This window comes from Sphaerisporangium sp. NPDC088356, from assembly GCF_040685555.1.
Lineage (GTDB): Bacteria > Actinomycetota > Actinomycetes > Streptosporangiales > Streptosporangiaceae > Sphaerisporangium.
Genome location: NZ_JBFBIK010000026.1, coordinates 56,721 through 74,620, shown reverse-complemented (window position 1 = coordinate 74,620; position 17,900 = coordinate 56,721). Strand labels below are relative to the sequence as shown.

The 17,900-nt window shown below is 68.7% G+C and carries 19 protein-coding genes; 9 read left to right on the top strand and 10 right to left on the bottom strand.

Annotated features, from left to right (window positions below; all coding sequences use genetic code 11):
- Positions 1-73: 73 nt before the first annotated feature.
- On the bottom strand, positions 74-601 hold the full coding sequence (locus AB0O34_RS13075) for a hypothetical protein (protein ID WP_363915544.1): 528 nt from the start codon (positions 599-601) through the stop codon (positions 74-76).
- Between the two features lie 321 nt (positions 602-922).
- Between AB0O34_RS13075 and AB0O34_RS13070 the strand changes: the two genes are divergently transcribed.
- Positions 923-1,078, top strand: a complete 156-nt coding sequence (locus AB0O34_RS13070; protein ID WP_363915543.1) for a hypothetical protein — start codon at positions 923-925, stop codon at positions 1,076-1,078.
- On the opposite strand, the gene AB0O34_RS13065 is transcribed toward AB0O34_RS13070, so the two are convergent.
- Both AB0O34_RS13065 and AB0O34_RS13060 read right to left on the bottom strand, forming a co-directional pair.
- On the bottom strand, positions 1,075-1,995 hold the full coding sequence (locus AB0O34_RS13065; protein WP_363915542.1) for a hypothetical protein: 921 nt from the start codon (positions 1,993-1,995) through the stop codon (positions 1,075-1,077). The genes AB0O34_RS13070 and AB0O34_RS13065 overlap by 4 nt on opposite strands.
- Before the next feature lie 866 nt (positions 1,996-2,861).
- Complete coding sequence (locus AB0O34_RS13060) at positions 2,862-3,236, bottom strand: ATP-binding protein (protein WP_363915550.1); 375 nt, start codon at positions 3,234-3,236, stop codon at positions 2,862-2,864.
- Positions 3,237-3,689: 453 nt separating this feature from the next.
- Here AB0O34_RS13060 and AB0O34_RS13055 point away from each other — a divergent pair, with 453 nt between their 5' ends.
- Together AB0O34_RS13055 and AB0O34_RS13050 are read left to right on the top strand one after the other, a co-directional pair.
- On the top strand, positions 3,690-4,571 hold the full coding sequence (locus tag AB0O34_RS13055) for a helix-turn-helix transcriptional regulator (protein ID WP_363915549.1): 882 nt from the start codon (positions 3,690-3,692) through the stop codon (positions 4,569-4,571).
- Complete coding sequence (locus AB0O34_RS13050) at positions 4,568-4,813, top strand: DUF397 domain-containing protein (protein ID WP_363915541.1); 246 nt, start codon at positions 4,568-4,570, stop codon at positions 4,811-4,813. The genes AB0O34_RS13055 and AB0O34_RS13050 overlap by 4 nt, the downstream gene beginning before the upstream one ends.
- Positions 4,814-5,098: 285 nt before the next feature.
- Here AB0O34_RS13050 and AB0O34_RS13045 read toward each other — a convergent pair whose 3' ends face one another.
- The 4 genes from AB0O34_RS13045 to AB0O34_RS13030 are packed head-to-tail and all read right to left on the bottom strand — an operon-like array spanning position 5,099 to position 8,654.
- Entirely contained in the window at positions 5,099-5,950 is an 852-nt protein-coding gene (locus AB0O34_RS13045) for a sirohydrochlorin chelatase (protein WP_363915540.1), read from the bottom strand.
- Positions 5,951-6,009: 59 nt separating this feature from the next.
- Complete coding sequence (locus AB0O34_RS13040; RefSeq protein ID WP_363915539.1) at positions 6,010-6,738, bottom strand: phosphoadenylyl-sulfate reductase; 729 nt, start codon at positions 6,736-6,738, stop codon at positions 6,010-6,012.
- 55 nt (positions 6,739-6,793) lie between these two features.
- Entirely contained in the window at positions 6,794-6,937 is a 144-nt protein-coding gene (locus tag AB0O34_RS13035; protein ID WP_358509928.1) for an Insertion element protein, read from the bottom strand.
- 34 nt (positions 6,938-6,971) lie between these two features.
- Positions 6,972-8,654: a nitrite/sulfite reductase gene (locus tag AB0O34_RS13030; protein ID WP_363915538.1), complete on the bottom strand. Its 1,683-nt coding sequence runs from the start codon at positions 8,652-8,654 to the stop codon at positions 6,972-6,974.
- Between the two features lie 496 nt (positions 8,655-9,150).
- Here AB0O34_RS13030 and AB0O34_RS13025 point away from each other — a divergent pair, with 496 nt between their 5' ends.
- The 6 genes from AB0O34_RS13025 (at position 9,151) to AB0O34_RS13000 (ending at position 14,634) form a co-directional block, all read left to right on the top strand.
- The gene (locus AB0O34_RS13025) at positions 9,151-9,741 is read left to right on the top strand and encodes a maleylpyruvate isomerase family mycothiol-dependent enzyme (RefSeq protein ID WP_363915537.1); all 591 of its coding nucleotides are present in this window, start codon (positions 9,151-9,153) and stop codon (positions 9,739-9,741) included.
- On the top strand, positions 9,726-9,968 hold the full coding sequence (locus tag AB0O34_RS13020) for a hypothetical protein (RefSeq protein ID WP_363915536.1): 243 nt from the start codon (positions 9,726-9,728) through the stop codon (positions 9,966-9,968). Before AB0O34_RS13025 ends, AB0O34_RS13020 begins: the two co-directional genes overlap by 16 nt.
- A gap of 202 nt (positions 9,969-10,170) precedes the next feature.
- Positions 10,171-11,178: a YihY/virulence factor BrkB family protein gene (locus AB0O34_RS13015; RefSeq protein WP_363915535.1), complete on the top strand. Its 1,008-nt coding sequence runs from the start codon at positions 10,171-10,173 to the stop codon at positions 11,176-11,178.
- A gap of 101 nt (positions 11,179-11,279) precedes the next feature.
- On the top strand, positions 11,280-12,533 hold the full coding sequence (gene glyA / locus AB0O34_RS13010) for a serine hydroxymethyltransferase (protein WP_363915534.1): 1,254 nt from the start codon (positions 11,280-11,282) through the stop codon (positions 12,531-12,533).
- 307 nt (positions 12,534-12,840) lie between these two features.
- Positions 12,841-13,941, top strand: coding sequence for a ribosome small subunit-dependent GTPase A (gene rsgA / locus AB0O34_RS13005; protein WP_363915533.1), 1,101 nt, complete (start codon positions 12,841-12,843; stop codon positions 13,939-13,941).
- A 36-nt stretch (positions 13,942-13,977) separates the two neighbouring features.
- Positions 13,978-14,634 (top strand): phosphoribosyltransferase family protein, encoded by a 657-nt coding sequence (locus AB0O34_RS13000; RefSeq protein ID WP_363915532.1) that lies wholly within the window; start codon positions 13,978-13,980, stop codon positions 14,632-14,634.
- A gap of 153 nt (positions 14,635-14,787) precedes the next feature.
- Here AB0O34_RS13000 and AB0O34_RS12995 read toward each other — a convergent pair whose 3' ends face one another.
- From AB0O34_RS12995 to AB0O34_RS12985, 3 genes are all read right to left on the bottom strand, one after another.
- On the bottom strand, positions 14,788-15,099 hold the full coding sequence (locus AB0O34_RS12995) for a WhiB family transcriptional regulator (RefSeq protein ID WP_093171423.1): 312 nt from the start codon (positions 15,097-15,099) through the stop codon (positions 14,788-14,790).
- 113 nt (positions 15,100-15,212) lie between these two features.
- The gene (locus tag AB0O34_RS12990; RefSeq protein ID WP_363915531.1) at positions 15,213-16,067 is read right to left on the bottom strand and encodes a sucrase ferredoxin; all 855 of its coding nucleotides are present in this window, start codon (positions 16,065-16,067) and stop codon (positions 15,213-15,215) included.
- Positions 16,068-16,294: 227 nt separating this feature from the next.
- Positions 16,295-17,827 (bottom strand): glycerol-3-phosphate dehydrogenase/oxidase, encoded by a 1,533-nt coding sequence (locus AB0O34_RS12985; RefSeq protein WP_363915530.1) that lies wholly within the window; start codon positions 17,825-17,827, stop codon positions 16,295-16,297.
- Positions 17,828-17,900 lie beyond the last annotated feature (73 nt).

Here is a 17,900-nt window from a genome sequence, read left to right as displayed (position 1 = left end):
CCGGGGCGAGCGCCCCGGCCGCCAGCAGCCCCAAAGCGACGTGACGAAGAGGCACGATCGTCGCCGGCTCCGGTCAGGCGACCGAGTGCGTGACGGTGCCGGTGTACGTTCCGGCGACGGCTGCGGCCGGGATCGTCACGGTGAGCGTCGGATTCCAGGTGGCGGTGTTGTTACCCGTGAGCGCGGTACCGGTGAACGCGACGAGCGGCACATTGATGATGCCGCCGGGACCGGGCGTGAAGGTGCCCGTGCCCGTCGTGGCGGTGGCCGGCCCGGGGGAGTAGCTGACGTTGATGTTCGGGATGGTCTCGGGCCCCGTGCCCCCGCCGGTGGTGAAGTCGGTGCCGGTGACGGTCGCGGTCCAGGAGCCGTTCAGGGTGGCGCGCAGGTCGGTCACCGTGACGGGACCGATCTGCCCCGAGACGCTCGCGGAGCCGGCGGCCACCGAGCCGATGCTCGCCGACCCCGGCGCGCTGATCGTGAGCCCGGCGGTCGTGATCGCGAACGTGACGGTGGTGTCGACGGCCATGGCGGGCAGAGCGGTCGCCGCGACGAGGCCGAGGCCGGCAGCCACGGCGATCGGGTAAAACGATTTACGCATCTTGTGGTCCAATGCTTCAGACGGATCGGGAGGGGCGATGCGAAGTCCGAACACTTGACCCAAGAGAGAAAGCATCCCGACATACCATCACGCCTCGTAGTAGAGGATAACTCTCCGTAGTCGCATTAAGATCAACGGCACGGCACGTACGGGCGCTGAAACGCCTTTCCCTGGCAATGAAACGAGCCCTCCGGCAGCGGGCGTCCTTGCCCCGGAGACAAACGCCCCTGGTCGCACGCGAGCGCGGGTTCGTGACCTTCAGCGTTGACTACCGCCAGTACACCAGTGCCATGGCCACGCTCAGCGGCCGCTTCGAGGCGTATGTGGCCGACGTCACCGCCGAACCTGCTCACCGCGATGCGGGCGACCTCCGACGCGCTCAACGTCGACTATTCCCTGGTGCTGGTGCTGGTGCTGGTGCTGGTGCTGGTGCTGGTGCCCGTCGAGCGGCGAGGCGCGCCGCAGTATGCCGGTTAGTCGAGGTTGTTCCGCTGCCGGACAAGATTTGCGATCGCCAGGATCTTCGGTCGGCCGGTGGCCTTGAAGGAGAGTCCGTGGCGGAAGATTTCGGGGATCCAGTACTGATCCTCCTCTCGGAAGACAACCCCGTTGGAGGCGAGGATTTCCAGGTTCTGGCTTGACAGCTCGACCTGCTCGGGGATGAAGGGAATCCTCTTCTTGTCCGAGGGAAGGCCATCGAGGTGGCTGAGAAGCTCACCTACCTGAGGGCTCTCCTCCCTGATGGCGCGAATCTTGTCCAGGCTGCATTGGACCAGTGCTTTTCTCATTGCGGCAGGTGCCAGCAGGCGGGTTGGCCAGCGGCTGTCATCCATAGAGAAGGCTGCTGACTCCCTGAGGAAGGTCACGATGTCACGCGCCTGGATCTGCTCGTTGAAGTCGGAGAGCGCGGCCAGGAACCACCCGTCCGAGCGGGCCTCGCGGGACTTGGGAGATCCCATCTTCTCTCCCCAGAGAGGATGCAGCATCATGCTGAGATCCTGGTTCTTCGCTGTAGCCACTTCTTCGGGTGTGAATTCGGGAAGTGCTCCGGAACGTTGCGCCACCCAAAGTGCGAGTCGCAGGGCTTCGAAGTGGTTCCACTTGAGCTCGTAGTCGCGGTATCGGGCGAAGAACTGCTTGTCGTTCTGTCGGATCGCCGACTGGACAAGGTCGCGCCGGACGAAGATGACCAGCCCGAGTGGCCGGCCGCGAAGGCTACGCAGCCAGTCGAGACAGTCGATGAGAAGGACGCGGAGCGCCTGTCGCTGGGCGTCGCTCTCGATGAGATCTTGAAGAAGATCTTCAAGCCCGTCGAAGAGGAAGATCCGGGTGTTGGCGGAGCTGAAATCGACGAGTTTGTGCTCCACGTCCTCGGGAGACGCGTCGATCCCCACGGCTCGGGCCAGCTCTTGCAGAGCTGCTGCGGAAGGCGAAGTTCCTTGGCGAGGAGCTTCAAGTCATGGCTTCTGAGGTGCTCGGGCAACTGGGACGTGGACTTCAGCCCTAGCCGATCGAGGATCGCCGCCTTCAGCCCGCACTCGGCGCCGTAGAAGAGCAGTAACGCCGCTGGGGCACCCTCCTTCACGTCGCTTGATGCGTCGCGGTGAGCGGCGAAGCTTGAACGAAGCTGGTTTCTGCCAACATCTACGGACACGATGCGTGATCCTAACGAAGCTTTCCGTTGTGTGATGGTTTCCCGGGCAAATCCCAATCTGTAATGATCGTGATGGAGGCCAGGAGCTCCAGCACGCGCCGTTCCCGGCGAGCAGCTCACGCAGCCGCAGGATGGAGGCGACGTCGCTGGGAGTGCGCCAGGACCGGGCCAGCGGCAGCGAACCCCGCGCCCGCAGCTCGGCGGCGACAGCCCGGCACGGTCGCGGTTCGACGTGCAGGCTTCGAGACCGGCGGTGAGATGGCCGTCCGCATCCTCGCGGATCCGGTAGCAGAGGGCGGTCAGCTCGTTGCGCGGCCAGGAGGCCCTGACGAGGGCGGCGGAGTGCCGGGAGCAGGCGGACCGGGCGTCACGCCCAACGGGGATGGCGTTCAACGGTGGCGCGGCCTCGGGTGGGAGGGGGGGAAGAAAAGAGGGCGCGGTCTGTGGACCGCGCCCTCGGGGGCAGAAGCCCCGGGTAAGCCTGTGCTCACTCTTGCGACTCCCTCAATCTACCCGGCCAAGCGGCGATTCACCGTGATTTCAGCAAGCCTCGGTCCAGCCCACAGAGGCCCTGGTAGAACCTGGCCGCGGAGTGCGGAGATTTCGTCACTTGCCGGCGAGCTGGAACCAGACCACGCGTCCGGTGGCGGTCTCGTACCAGCCCCAGGTCGTCGCCACCTCCTGGAGCAGCCAGAGGCCGCGCCCGCCGCCGCTGTCGGGACAGGTCTCCAGGCACAGTGTGGGCCGGTTCTCCGACGAGCCCGCGTCGACCACGTCGATGTGGAGCGTTCCGTCGTGGTCGGCGACGGCGATGGAGACCCGCCCGGCAGGGCAACGTCCCGAGTCGGAGTACCGCACCGCGTTGGTGACGAGTTCGGTGACGAGCAGCAACGCGTCGTCGGTCTGCGGATGATCGGTGCCTCCCAGTAACTCCCGCACGCAACGCCGGGCCCTCGGGACGGCAGTGACTCGCGCGGGCACATCGACCCGCCCCAGCAGACCGAGCGCCTTCACCGGCCCGCCTTCGCGATGCGCCGGGAGAGGTCGCGTGCCCAGGTCCGGGCCCGTCGGGTCGACGCGGGTACCGATCCGCTGACCCCCCACTTCCTCGTGTGCCTCGGCCGCCCGGGAGGCACGAAGACCTCCAAGCTCGCCCGCCGCCCGGGAGGAAGCCGAACGACGGAGTCGAACCCCAGGTCGTTCAACTCCGAGGCCAGTTCGACGAGGTGGACCTGCCACCCTTGGGCATCGCGCACATTCATGATCCCCTTCACCCCTTTTCGCCGATGAAACCGACGACCATGGCGCTGTAGCAATCCATGACCGAACGGTCACGCTGGGTGCTCAGTCTGCATGACCTTTGAGCCTTCGGCAATAGAAATCAGAATGAACATAGTGCAGATTGAAGGACGAAGATCGATTCGACATACTGCGATGGCCATCACGGAGAGGAACGACATGAGCGCACAGCGAAGCCCTTCGGTACGCAGGCGTCGTCTCGCTGCGGAACTCGCACGCCTCCGCAAGGAGGCAGGGTTGACGAGAGATCAGGTGGCCGAGCATGCAGGCTGCTCACCTGTGACGATCACTCGGATCGAATCGGCCACGAGTGCCGCCACGGTGGGCCTTGTGGCCTTGATGCTCGAACTCTATGGGGTAGCCGACGAGCGTCGGGACGCGCTCACGCAACTCGCGCGCGATGCGCGGAAGCGTGGGTGGTGGTACAAGGTGTCCGAGGCCATCCCGGAGTGGGTGCAGAGCTACGTAGGCCTGGAAGAGGAGGCTTCCACCTATCAGGAGTACCAACCAGAGTTCGTGCCCGGGCTACTACAGACAGAGGAGTACGCCAGAGCCGTCATGCGGTCCGCACCCGTGCTGCCGCCGCACGAGGAACTTGAGCGACGGCTGTCGATTCGGATGAAGCGCCAGGAGCGAGTGTTGGAGCGGGAACATCCGCCGAAGATATGGTTGATCATCAACGAGGCGGTGGTTCGCCGTACGGTGGGGGAACCCAAGACGATGCGTGATCAGCTCCAACGCCTGATCGATCTCTCTCAGAGGAACCACTTCACGATCCAGGTCCTGCCTTTCGCGGCCGGTGTTCATCCCGCGATGGATGGCGGGTTTACGATCTTGAGTTTTCCCAAACCCGCTGATCCGGACACCGTGTACGTTGAGTATTGGCAGGGAAGCGTCTATTTGGAGGATCCATCGGAAGTAGACGCTTACGTTCTGCTCTTCAACCACTTGCGTGCTCTGTCGCTTGGCCCGGATCCGACTCGGAACTTGATCGCGCAGGTGATGCGGGAAATATGAGTGGATGGAGAGGCACGTCTATGAGGGATCTTTCCCAGGTCATCTGGTGTAAGTCCAGCCGGAGTAACGCTAATGGCGGGCAATGTGTGGAAGTTGGTAGGACAGGCTCAGACCGTCTCGTCCGGGTACGTGACTCCAAAGATCCCGGTGGTCCGATCCTGGTCTTCGCCTGGGCCGAATGGGATGCCTTCCTTGATGGCGTCAGGCGCGGGAGGTTGGATGACCCAGTAGGCCGTCACTAGCGCAACTCCTTTTACAACCGGGAGTGACCCCGATCGGAGATGTGGACCACCGGATCTCGCACCCGATCGGCGTCGTACGCGTTGAAGCTGGTAGGGGCCGCAAGGGTTGCTGCTGTCGTGGGCCGTCACGCGAATCCTGAATAGGAAGGCTGGAAACATATCCTGCGGGAAATCAAGGACCAGGCCCTTCGTTTGGATGGCTGTCTGGCCTCCGACCATTAAGGGCAGCTTCTCTTCGTGTCGATCCCGAAACCGCTTGGCCGACCTCGGCAACGCTGCGTGGTGTCAGGCGCGCGCCGGGGCGCACGTGCCGGCCCGGGACGCCCGTACGCCCTCCGCGTAGCGTTCGAGCAGGATGGTGACCAGTTCGGGGGCGGGGCCCAGGGGGTCCGCGACGGCGGAGGCTCCGGCTTCGAGGGTGTCGCGGCGGACCTTGTCGGCGAAGTGGCCGGAGGCGAGCAGGTAGGGCGCGACCACGACCCTGGCCGGACGGGGCGTACGGCCCGAGCCTCCGGCCCCGGGCTTCACGGTCCCGGCTCGTGCGGGGCCGGGGGCTGGGTGGTCGTCGAGGAGCTTCAGTACGGCCTCCTCGGGGGTGGGGGAGGCGGCGGAGGCGTAGGCGGCGCTGATCGAGTGCCAGCCGCGCGAGAGCGCCCACTCGCGGGCCATCGCGGCGATCACGGCGTTGGCCCTGTGGTCGCTCGAACCGGCGGAGACCAGGACCACGGCGGTGTCCGGGTCGCCGATCTCGACTCCGGCCTCCGCGAGCCGCCGCTCCAGGGCCGTGATCAGCAGCGGGTGGGGCCCGAGAGTGGCCCCTTGGTGGACGCGGAGCCGCGGGCGGCTCGCCCGCGCCTCCCTGAGCGCGGAGGGGATGTCGACGCGGCTGTGGTAGGCCTCGGTGAGCAGCAAAGGCAGCACCACGGCCTCGTCCAGGCCGGCCAGCGCGTCGCCGAGCGAGGGCCGGGAATGGTCGAGGTAGGCCGCGTGGACCGGGATGCCGGGGCGCGCGAGCCGTACCTCGCCGAGGAGGGCCTCCACCGTGGCGGACGCGCGCGGGTCACGCGACCCGTGCGCCACCGCCACCAGAGGCGGGAGGCGCCCTTGGAGGGAGGCCGTCGCCGGCGGTCCGGGCACGGCTCTCGTGAGAGGCCGGGCCGGACCCCACCGGGAGGAGCTCACCTATGTCCTCACTGTCAGAGGTGGATGCCGCATTCGGTCTTGCCCAGGCCGGCCCAGCGTCCGCTGCGCGGGTCCTCGCCAGGGGCGACCTGGCGGGTGCAGGGCGCGCAGCCGATCGAGGGGTAGCCGTCGTAGTGCAGCGGATTGATCAGGACGCCGTTGTCGGCCATGTAATTGTCGACGTCGTCCTGGGTCCAGCGCGCGATGGGGTTGACCTTGACCATCTGGCGCTTGGCGTCCCACTCGACGACCTTGGTGTTCGCGCGCGTCGGCGACTCGTCGCGCCGGATGCCGGAGATCCAGGAGAGATACGGCTCCAGGGCGCGGTTCAGCGGCTCCACCTTGCGCAGGTAGCAGCACAGGTCGGGGTTGCGGCCGTTCAGCCGCGGGCCCAGCTCGCGATCTTGCTCGGCGACCGTGCGGGACGGCGTGATGTTGATGACGTTCACGTCGTACACCTGCTGCACGGCGTCGCGGGTGCCGATCGTCTCGGCGAAGTGGTAGCCGGTGTCGATGAACAGCACGTCGACGCCCGGCTTCACCCGGCTGACGAGGTCGATCAGCAGCGCGTCGCTCATCGAGGAGGTGAGGCACAGCCGGTCGCCGAAGGTCGCCGCCGCCCAGCGGATGATCTCCCGCGCGGAGGCCTCCTCCAGGAACTCCGCCGCGGAGTCGACGATGCTCCGGAGGTCGAGCACGCCGCGCTGGCGTTCCAACCCGGTTTCGATCTCCACCAGTGTCATGGCTTGCTCACCAATCCTCGTTCGTCAGTGGATGCGGGCGCCGCCGGGCCGCCGGTCATGAGCGCACGCCGATGCCGAGAAACTTCAGCTTGAAGGCGCGGGCGCACGACCGGCAGTACCAGCCGCCGTCGCCCTCATAGGGTTCGAGGTCCTCGTCGCCGCAGTACGGGCAGTGGAAGGGGACCGCACGCTCGGTCACGCGTGCCTCGCCTTCAGCGGGCCCTGGACGGAGGTCACTTCAGATCCGCCTCGTCGGCCCGCTGGACCCACTCGGAGAAGCTCTCCGCGTCGTTCTTCTGGCTCTGGAAGTTCTTCAGGACGCGCTCGACGTAGTCCGGAAGCTCGGCGGCGGTCGCCTTGAGGCCGCGCACCTTGCGGCCGAATCCCGGGTTCACGCCCAGGGAGCCTCCCAGATGGATCTGGAAGCCCTCCACCTGGTCGCCGGTCGCGTCGGTGATGAGCTGGCCCTTCAGGCCGATGTCCGCGACCTGGATGCGGGCACAGGAGTTCGGGCAGCCGTTGACGTTGATGGTCAGGGGGTCGGTGAAGTCGGGGAGGCGGCGCTCCAGCTCGTCGATGAGGTCGGAGGCGAGCCCCTTGGTCTCGACGATCGCCAGCTTGCAGTACTCGATGCCGGTGCAGGCCATCGTCTGGCGGCGGAACGTGCTCGGGTTGACCTGTAGGTCGGCGGCCTCAAGGTCGGCGACGACGCCGTCGACCTTGTCGGGCGCCACGTCCAGGATGACCATCTTCTGCTCGACGGTCGTACGGACGCGGTCGGAGCCGTACCGCTCGGCGATGTCGGCGATCAGGTTGAGCCGATCGCCGTCGAGCCGCCCGACCTTCGGGGCGAAGCCGACGTAGTAGTTGCCGTCCTTCTGCCTGTGCACGCCGACGTGGTCGCGGCGACCGCCCCGCGGCGCCTCGGGCGCGGGCCCGTCGGGCAGCGGGTAGCCGAGGTACTCCTTCTCGAGGACCTCACGGAACCGCTCGGGCCCCCAGTCGTTGACGAGGAACTTGATGCGCGCGCGGTGGCGGAGCCTGCGGTAACCGTAGTCGCGGAAGATGCCGATGACCCCGGCCCAGACCTCGTGCACCTGCTCGGGCCGGACGAACGTGCCGAGCCGCTTGCCCAGCATGGGGTTGGTGGACAGGCCGCCGCCCACCCACAGGTCGAAACCCTTCTCGCCGTGCTCGTCGACCACTCCGACGAACGCGATGTCGTTGATCTCGTGGACCGTGCAGTGCGCCGGGCAGCCGCTCATCGCCGACTTGAACTTGCGGGGGAGGTTCGAGAACGCCTCGTCGCCGATGTACCGCGAGACGGTGTCCTCGATCTGGGGGGTGGCGTCGATGACCTCCTCGGCGTCGATGCCGGCCAGCGGGCAGCCGAGCATGACGCGCGGGGTGTCGCCGCAGGCCTCCATGGTCGACAGCCCGACGGCCTCCAGCGCCTCCCAGATCGCCGGAACCGACTCGACCTCGATCCAGTGGAGCTGGATGTTCTGCCGGTCGGTGACGTCGGCCGTGCCTCTGGCGTACCTGTTGGCGATGTCGCCGATCGTGCGGAGCTGGGCCAGGCTGAGCTGCCCGCCGTCGATGCGGACGCGGAGCATGAAGTAGCGGTCGTCGAGCTCCTCCGGCTCCAGGATCGCGGTCTTGCCCCCGTCGATGCCCGGCTTGCGCTGGGTGTAGAGGCCGAACCAGCGGAACCGCCCGCGCAGGTCGGCGGGGTCGATGGAGTCGAATCCCTGCTTCGAGTAGACGTCGATGATCCGCTGGCGGACGTTGAGCCCGTCGTCGTTCTTCTTGTTCTCCTCGTTCTTGTTCAGCGGCTCACGGTAACCGAGAGCCCACTGGCCTTCGCCTCGCGGGCGCTTGTGGTGGCGGTTCGCAGGCCTGGGCGGGCTGGTCATGGTGCGTCCTTTGCCGAGAATGGTCATCAGGTCACACGCACGCGGACAGGCCGGCCTCCCGGCTCAACGGCGAGTGCGGGGGCACAAAAAAAGGACGCCTGTCACGCGCCCGTGCTGGCAGAAGTCAACAGGGAGCGACGATCAACGGGCGTCACTACAGATGGCACTGCGGACACGCAGGAAGTCGACGTGGCGTCGCACGACGAGAAGCGGGTCCGCTGGCATGTCCCAGACAATACCCCGCGCGTGCCAGATGTCCAATATCGGGTCCACACTTTGGACATCGGGCATGCTCAGCCGTGGCTAGGCCAGCCGAGCGGAGGCTCCCGGGGCTCGTCCGGGGGCCGGTGCTGGCAGTCGCACCAGGAGCCGCCCGGGCACTCGTCGTGCCGGTCGTGCTTGCACTCCTCGCAGATCACATCCCCATTTTCCTCCTGTTCCTTCTAGAACATGACTCGGTTACGCTGGCGCAAGCCCCACGTAACGCGGAGGTGTCATGGGCGTCTCCATGTCCGAGCTGATCAACGATCTCCGGGCGGAGAGCGCGGAGCTGACAGCCATGATCGGGACTCTGGACCCGGCGGGCTGGGCGCGTCCCACCCCCGCCGACGGGTGGGACGTGCGAGACCAGATCAGCCATCTCGCGTGGTTCGACGACGCCGCCACCACGGCCGCGACCGATCCCGACGGCTTCCGGGCGGCGCTGCCCGCCCTGATCGGCCGCGGCGACTCCGCGGTGGACGAGATCGCCGCCGCCGCGCGCAGTCTCTCGCCGGAGCAGGTACTCGACTGGTTCCGCACGGCTCGCGCCCGCAGCCTGGAGACCTTCGAGAAGCTCGACCCCGGGGCACGGCTGCCGTGGTACGGGCCGGACATGTCGGCCGCCTCCTTCGTCACCGCGCGCCTCATGGAGACCTGGGCGCACGGGCAGGATGTGGCCGACGCGCTGGAGATCGCGCGCGTGCCCACCGTCCGCCTCCGTCACGTGGCACTGCTCGGCGCGCGCGCCATGCCGTACGGCTTCGCCATGCGGGGGATGGACCCGCCGGCCGACCCCGTGCGGGTGGACCCGTGCGGGTGGAGCTGACGCTCCCGGACGGCACGCGGTGGCATCACGGCCCTAAGGACGCGTCCGATCTGGTCCGGGGACCGGCGCTCGACTTCTGCCTGCTGGTCACCCAGCGCTGCAACCTCGCCGACACCGGGCTGGAGGTTCGCGGCGCGACGGCCACGAGGTGGATGTCGGTCGCCCAGGCGTTCGCGGGACCGCCTGGAGGAGGCCGTCCCGCCGGCCAGGCCAGGGCCCTCACTTGACCGTCGGGTGGGTAAGGAGTCCCTGGCCTTCCCTTGACGATCGCATGACCTATTCCGAGCTGATTTGCCGGAGAAAGCTAATATGGGAGGTCGCAAACGCCTCCCCCGGTAGAACGTCACCGTTCGGGGTAGACGCCACGAACGTAGAACGTCACAGGGGTGGGGTCGTGGTAGGGCCGTGGTGCGAATACCTTTGGATGCCATGACGTCCACCGACGCTCCGACCAGGTCGTCCCGCCCCCGGGGGCGGACGGCCCGCTGGAGGTTGGTCAGGGCCAGAGCCAGGAAGAACGCCACGGCCGGCATGTCGGCGGTACAGGGTTCAAGGGCCTGGAGAGCCGTCGACGGGTCCCGCCTGTGGGCGCTGGTCCGCGCGACGACGACGGCCGGGTTCAACTACCGCGTGACCGGTCTCGCGGGCGAGGCGGCGTTCTTCGCCCTGCTGTCGCTGCCCCCGTTCGTCCTCGGGCTGATCGGCCTGCTCGGCCACCTGAGCGGCATCCTCGGCTCGGGCACCGTCGCCGAGACCCGGGGGTGGGTGCTCGCCCAGGCCCACCTGCTGTTCACCGGCAACACGGTCGACCGGGTGGTGAAGCCCCTGCTCGATGACGTGCTGAAGGGTGGCCAGGTCTCGCTGATCTCCGTGGGCTTCCTGCTCGCGCTGTGGTCGGGCTCGCGGGCCCTGTTCGTCTACGTCGACCTGATCTCCATCGCCTACGGGCTCGGAGAGACCCGGGGCATCATCCGCACGCGCATCCTGTCGTTCGGGCTCTACATCGCGGCTCTGGTCATCGGCTTGATCGTGATACCGGTGCTGGTGATCGGGCCGACGCTGCTGTCGGGCGCGCTCCCGCAGTACAGCGGGCTCGTGAGCGTCTTCTACTGGCCGGTGGTGGTCATCGGGTCGGTGCTGGTGCTCACGCTCCTGTACCACGTCAGCGTGGCCGTGCGCACTCGCTGGTGGCGCGAGATGCCCGGGGCGCTGCTGGCGCTGCTCATCTGGATCGTCTGCGCGGCGGTCCTGCGCGAGGTTCTGGCCGCGTGGTTCACGCCGCTGTCCATCTACGGGTCACTGGCCGCTCCCATCGCGGTGCTGCTGTGGCTGTACATCACGGCGCTGGCGGTGCTGATCGGCGCGACGCTCAACGCCGAGTTCGACCGCCTGTGGCCCGACGGCACGAGCCGAAACGGCGAGTCCGCTATCGTCTAACGCGACGTGACCGGCGTGTCTGGGTGGGGCACCACCAGGGAGCGAAAGGGTCGGAGGCCGAGCGCCTGGGTCTTCGCCAGATGCCAACGAAGGGTAGGGCCATGAGTTCTCTTTCGGACGTCGACCCGCAGATCGCCGAACTGATCAGGGCGGAGGAACGCCGTCAGGCCGACACCGTCAAGCTGATCGCCTCGGAGAACTACGTCTCCAAGGCCGTTCTCGAAGCCACCGGCAGCGTGCTGACCAACAAGTACTCCGAGGGCTACGCGGGCAAGCGCTACTACGAGGGCCAGCAGGTCATCGACCAGGTCGAGACCCTCGCCGTCGACCGTGCCAAGTCGCTGTTCGGCGTGAACCACGCCAACGTCCAGCCGTACTCCGGCTCGCCGGCCAACCTCGCGATCTACATGGCCTTCCTCAACCCGGGGGACACCGTGATGGGCATGGGCCTGCCCTTCGGCGGCCACCTGACCCACGGCTGGTCGGTCTCGGCCACCGGCAAGTGGTTCAACCCGGTGAGGTACGGCGTACGCCAGGACACCGGCCGCATCGACATGGACGAGGTGCGTTCCCTTGCCCTGGAGCACCGCCCCAAGCTGATCTTCTGCGGCGGCACCGCGATCCCGCGCACGATCGACTTCCCCGCCTTCGCCGAGGTCGCCCGCGAGGTCGGCGCCATCCTCGCGGCCGACATCGCCCACATCGCGGGCCTGGTCGCCGGCGGCGCGCACCCCTCGCCGGTGGGTCACGCCGACGTCATCTCCACCACCACGCACAAGACGCTGCGCGGCCCGCGCGGCGCCATGCTGATGGCCACCTCCGACGAGCACGCCAAGGCCCTGAACAAGGCCGTGTTCCCCGGCCTGCAGGGCGGCCCGCACAACCACACCACGGCCGCGATCGCCGTGGCGCTCCACGAGGCCGCGACCGACGACTTCAAGGCCTACGCCCGGCAGGTGGTCGCCAACGCCAAGGCGCTGGCCGACGAGCTGTCGAGCCGCGGGTTCGACCTGGTCTCCGGTGGCACCGACAACCACCTCATCCTGATCGACCTGACGTCCAAGGGCGCCGCGGGCAAGCCGGCCGCGCAGGCCCTCGACCGCGCCGGTCTGGAGACCAACTACAACACCGTGCCGTTCGACCCGCGCAAGCCGTTCGACCCGTCCGGCCTGCGCATCGGCACGCCGTCGGTCACGAGCCGCGGCATGGGCGAGGCCGAGATGCGCCAGATCGGCGCCTGGATGGACGAGGTCGTCACCGCCATCGCCAAGGGCGACGCCGACGACGTCATCGCGCGCGTGCACGGGGAGGTCAGCGAGCTGACCGGCAAGTTCCCCACGCCCGGCCTGAGCTGACCGGGAGCCCCGTGGCCGGGCGTCGGGTTCCGTGACGCCCGGCCGGGGCTGACCGGCGGTGCGGGGCGCCGAGGCCGGCGCCACGGGAAAGGCGGGGCCCGAGTCGGGCCCACGAAAATGTGTTGCCGACGATGGCCGGGCCCGCGATAAAGTGGGCCCGGCTTCGCCGCTTCTGAGGGATGCGGCCGTGATCGAGCGGGAGGTGAGGAAGATGCGGGTCGTTCGGAGGATGCCCATGTCCATTTCCTCCCGGGTGCCACTCACGCGCTGAAGCCGCCAGGTGCCCGGTTCTCGAAGGGTGCCTGAGTTGACCACTCTCGGTCATGATCTTTTCTCTCTCGGCTGGGACGACTCCCTCGCCGCCGATCTTCCGGGCGGAGCCGTCCCCGCCCGCGTGGCCCGCGTCGATCGCGGCGCCGCCGACGTCATCACCACCGAAGGCCACCACACCGCCCAGTACGCCGCCCGGTTGCGGCGGGCGACGGCGGACGACCCCGTGGCCCTGCCCTGCGTGGGCGACTGGGCCGCGCTCACCAGGCTCGCCGAGGGCCGCTACGAGCTCGACGCGATCCTCCCGAGAAGGACCGCCTTCGTGCGCGGGGGTGTCAGCCGCGACTCGCGTGGCGGCCTGTCCGGCGACTCGCGGGGGCAGGTGCTGGCCGCGAACGTCGACGTGGTCTTCGTCGCCGAGCCCGCCATGCACGCCGGCGACTTCGCCGATCTCGGCCGCGTGGAGCGGCTGCTCGCCCTGGCGTGGGAGAGCGGAGCCCGGCCGGTCGTGCTGATCACCAAGTCCGATCTCGTCGGGCAGCACCTCCCGGGGCTCCTCGAAGACGTGGCGGCGGTCGCGCCGGGCGTCGACCTCCACGCCGTCTGCTCGGTCACCGGGGAGGGCGTCGACGTGGTGCGGAGCCACCTCGAAGGCTCGCGCACCGCAGTGATACTCGGGGCCTCGGGCGCGGGCAAGTCGACGCTGGTCAACGCGCTGGCCGGCGAGGCGGTGATGGAGACCCAGCAGGTGCGCGCGGCCGACGGGCGGGGACGTCACACCACCGTGCACCGCGAGCTGATCGCGCTGAACGGCGGCGGCCTGGTGATCGACACACCGGGCATCCGCCGGGTGGGGATGTACGAGATGAGCCAGGGCGTCGACCTGGTGTTCTCCGACATCGAGGAGCTGGCCCAGGGATGCCGGTTCGACAACTGCGCTCATGAGAGCGAGCCCGGATGTGCCGTTCTCGAGGCCCTGGAGTCGGGCGAGCTGCCGGAACGCCGCCTTTCGAGCTGGCGCAAGCTCCAGCGCGAGGCGGCGTGGATGGCGAGGCGCGGCGACGCCCGGCTGCGCGCCGAGGAGACCCGCAAGTGGAAGATCATCCACAAGTCCGTGCGCAACCAGGGCCGTCCCTGACCGCTTGCGGTATGGGTGGAAGGGTACGAAGGGGGCATGGGCGCTAGTCGGCGGGTGTCCCTGCTCTTCGCCGACAGGGCGGAGGCGGGCGCCCTGCTCGCCGAGATACTGGCGGACCTCGGCCTCGCCGATCCGGTGATACTCGCTCTGCCACGCGGGGGCGTGGCGGTGGCGGCACCGGTCGCCGAACGGCTGGACGCGCCGCTGGACGTCCTCGTGACCCGGAAGATCGGCCACCCCGAGCAGCCCGAGCTCGGGGTGGGCGCGATCGCCGAGGGCGGGGAGCCGGTGCTCGACGTCCCGTTCCTGGCCCACCTCGGGCTCAGTACGGAGGACGTCGCGACGGTCGTCGAGCAGGAGAGGCGCGAGCTCGCGAGAAGGGTCGCCGCCTACCGGGGGGAGCGCATGCTTCCCCGGCTGATGGGGCGGGATGTCGTCGTGGTGGACGACGGGCTCGCGACGGGGGCGACGGCTCGCGCGGCGCTGCGCGCCGTGCGGGCGTCCAGGCCACGGAGGCTGGTGCTGGCCGTGCCGGTGGGGTCGCCGAGGACGGTCGCGGAGCTCAGAGACGAGGCGGACGAGGTGGTCGTGATCGCCACCCCGCCCGGGTTCTACGCTGTCGGCCAGTGGTACGTGCGGTTCGACCAGCTGACGGACGCGGACGTTCTCCACCTGCTGCGGCAAGGGCGGTGAACGAGAGGGTTCGCCTGCGTAGGGGATGGGGGGAAGGTGTGGGTGCCGCCCTGGACGGGAATGACACCCGCATGATCATGCGGCAATTACGGCCCTGGAGGCGTACAGGAGCGGAAAAGCCGCATGATCACGGGGGAACATGCCGGTGGAGGTTCAGGCAGCGCTGATGCCGGCGCTCGCGGCACGCCGCATGCGCCGACGGCGCTCGGACGCGCGCTCGTCCTCGTTGAGCCCGCCCCACGTGCCGTACTTCTCCGGACGTGAGAGGGCGTAGTCGAGGCACTCGGCACGGACAGGGCACTGGGCGCAGATGGCCTTGGCCTTGCGCTCGCGAATGTCGCGCTCCGGCTGACGCTCGCCGTCGGGACCGAAGAACAGCACAAGGTCCTCTCCCCGGCACGCGGCGTCATCCTGCCAACCCCAGCTGGGGCGCGGGCGGGCGATCTGCCGACGTACCTGAGACATGAGAAACCACCTTAGGTGAGAGGTATTTCGTGTTTGTGCCGCATTGGACGCATATGGCGTCCCTGATTCCAACGCCGTGATAGTCCGTGGTGTTCCCGGCTCCGACAGGAGCCTCAGGTCAGAACGGGCGTGCCGCACTGGAGATGCTCCAGCTCGGCCAGCCTGTAGGTCATGATCGTGTCGGCGCACGCCATACCGCATGGCGCGAACATCGTCCGCTCGACCACAACCCGGAACCGGACGTCCCCGTGGCGCACAATCGCCTCGGTGACGTCACCGTCCAGCCTGGTGGATTCCACGGCCACTCCGCCTACCGAGAGCTCGCCCGTGTGTGCCCGGACGAAATGCTCGGCGGCCTGCGATGGCTCAGGGATACCTGCGCGCCCCCGGAAACGGTCGAGAACGATCTCACCGTGCCGGTACGCGTTTGCCGCCGCGATCGCGGCAGCCTGAGACATGCTGCCGTAGTAAAGCCCGTGTGGCAAGCACACAAGGTTAGCGGCGTACCGATCGCCGCCCACATGAGTGGTTTCCCACACTCTTCCCGGCAGGCTCTCACCCAAAACCCGCGCGATGGGAAGGCCAATGCGGGCACAACACGCGTTGCGCCTGGCATGCGTGCAGACCAGGAACACCGGCTCCTTCACCAGTATGCAGGACTCCGGAACCACTCCGCGCACAAGAGATCCCAGGTCAAGATCTCCGGGGTTCTTGAAGAACCCCTCCGCGATCCAGGGGAGTTCTGCCGTGGTGTCGGCCACCATGACCCTGACCGGCCCCTGCGCCGAGCGGCGGTGAAGCGGCCGCCTGATGAGCTGGGGCCTGATCCCCAGCTTGGTGGCGCGTTCGATCAGCGCGTGGATCCCGGCGGGGAGCTCACACTCCGACAGGTGGGACGCCCAAGGCCCGGCATGCTCGATGAGCAGCCACAACCGGGCGCCGACGGTCGCGCTCGCAAGCGCCGGCACCTCGCCTGTATGGCATCCGGCCGGGTGTTCGCACCCCCGTGTCCGGTCTCTGGTCACACGATCCTCCCGACAGACTTAGGTAAGACTAACCTAATGGATAGGGGCCATACGTGTCGGAGCACAGGTTTCTGGGGTGTCCTCAATTCCCACCCCTACGCGCGCGCCTCATGTGACATAACTCACGAACCGGTCTCACCGGGCAGGTTGCCGAGAGTGCCGTCCGGGAGCTAAAGGGCGTGGTCGCGCAGCGCCCGCTCCGCCGCGGGAAGGGCCGCCGCGCGGTCCTCGGGCACCAGGCCGATGCGGGTGCGGCGGTCGAGCAGGTCGCCCGCGTCCAGCGCGCCCTCGTGCAGCACCGCCCACACCAGCTCGGCCACGGTGACCCCCAGCGGCAGCGTCTCCGCCAGCTCCGGATCACGCTCCGCGAGGGCATGGACGGCCGCCGCCTCCGAGCCGTACCGCTCGGCGAGGCGCTGAGGGACGCCGTCCGGCGAGGGCATGGCCGCGCCCACGAGGGGCAGGCGGGCCGTACGGCTTCGGGGAGCGTCCGGGAACGCCGCGTCGACGGCGTCCTCGGCCATCCTGCGGTAGGTGGTCAGTTTTCCGCCCACGATCGTCACGACGCCGTCAGGGGCCCGGACGACCGCATGCCTGCGGGAGAGGTCGGCCGTGCGCCCGTCGCCGGTCAGCAGCGGCCTGAGGCCCGCGTAGGCGCCCGCCACGTCGCCGCGGGCGAGGGGAACCTCCAGAACCGAGTTGAGAACCTCCAGGAGGAACGCGATGTCGGTCTCGGGAGCCTCGGGCACGTCGGGGATCGGGCCGTCCACCGGCTCGTCGGTGAGGCCCACGTAGACGCGCCCGTCGGGCTGGGGGAGCACCAGGACGAACCTCGCCCCCTCGCCCGGGATCGGCACGTGCAGGCTCGCGCGGGGCTCGCCGAGGGTGCCAGGACGCAGGACGAGGTGGGTGCCCCTGGAGGGCCGCATGGACACCGAATCGGTCAGCCGCCCCGCCCACACGCCGGTCGCGTTGATCACTCTGCGGGCGCGGATCGTGAAGGCCTCACCGCCCAGCTCGTCGCGGACCTCGGCGCCGTCGCCGGACAGGGCCAGGGCGCGGCACCGGGTGAGCACCCGGGCGCCGTGCGCCGCGGCCGTCCTCGCGATAGCGACCACCAGCCGGGCGTCGTCGACGACCCGCCCGTCGAAGGAGACCAGCGCGCCGCGCAGCCCGTACGTGCGCAGGGCCGGCACGGCGGCGCGGGCCCGTGAGACCGTCACGCGGGACGGGCCGGGGAGCAGGCGGCGCGGGGTTCCCGCCGACGCCCTGAGCAGGTCGCCGAGCCGGTAGCCCGCCATCACGACCTCGGCCTGGGCTCTGGACACCCCAGAGGTCAGTGGCAGGAGGTACGGCTGGGCACGTACCAGGTGGGGAGCCGTGTGGCGCAGCAGCACCCCGCGCTCGACCGCGCTCTCCCTGGCCACCCCCACCTGGCCCTTGGCGAGGTAGCGCAGCCCGCCGTGGATCATCTTGGAGCTCCACCGCGATGTGCCGAACGCCAGGTCGTGGGCGTCGATCGCCGCGACCGACAGGCCACGGGAGGCGGCGTCGAGCGCCACCCCCGCCCCCGTCGCGCCCAGCCCGACCACCAGCAGGTCCACGACCGTCTCACGGACCTCGGCCAGCTCGCGGGCACGCCGTGAGGCGTTGAGCGAGGACCTTGAAGGCTCGGCCGGCGGCGGCGCGGGGGTGTGGCTCATGGTCCTGGCACCTCTTCAGGGGGCACCCGGAAGGGGTACCACAGCCGGGCGTGTCACAGTGTAGGGCGTGGAA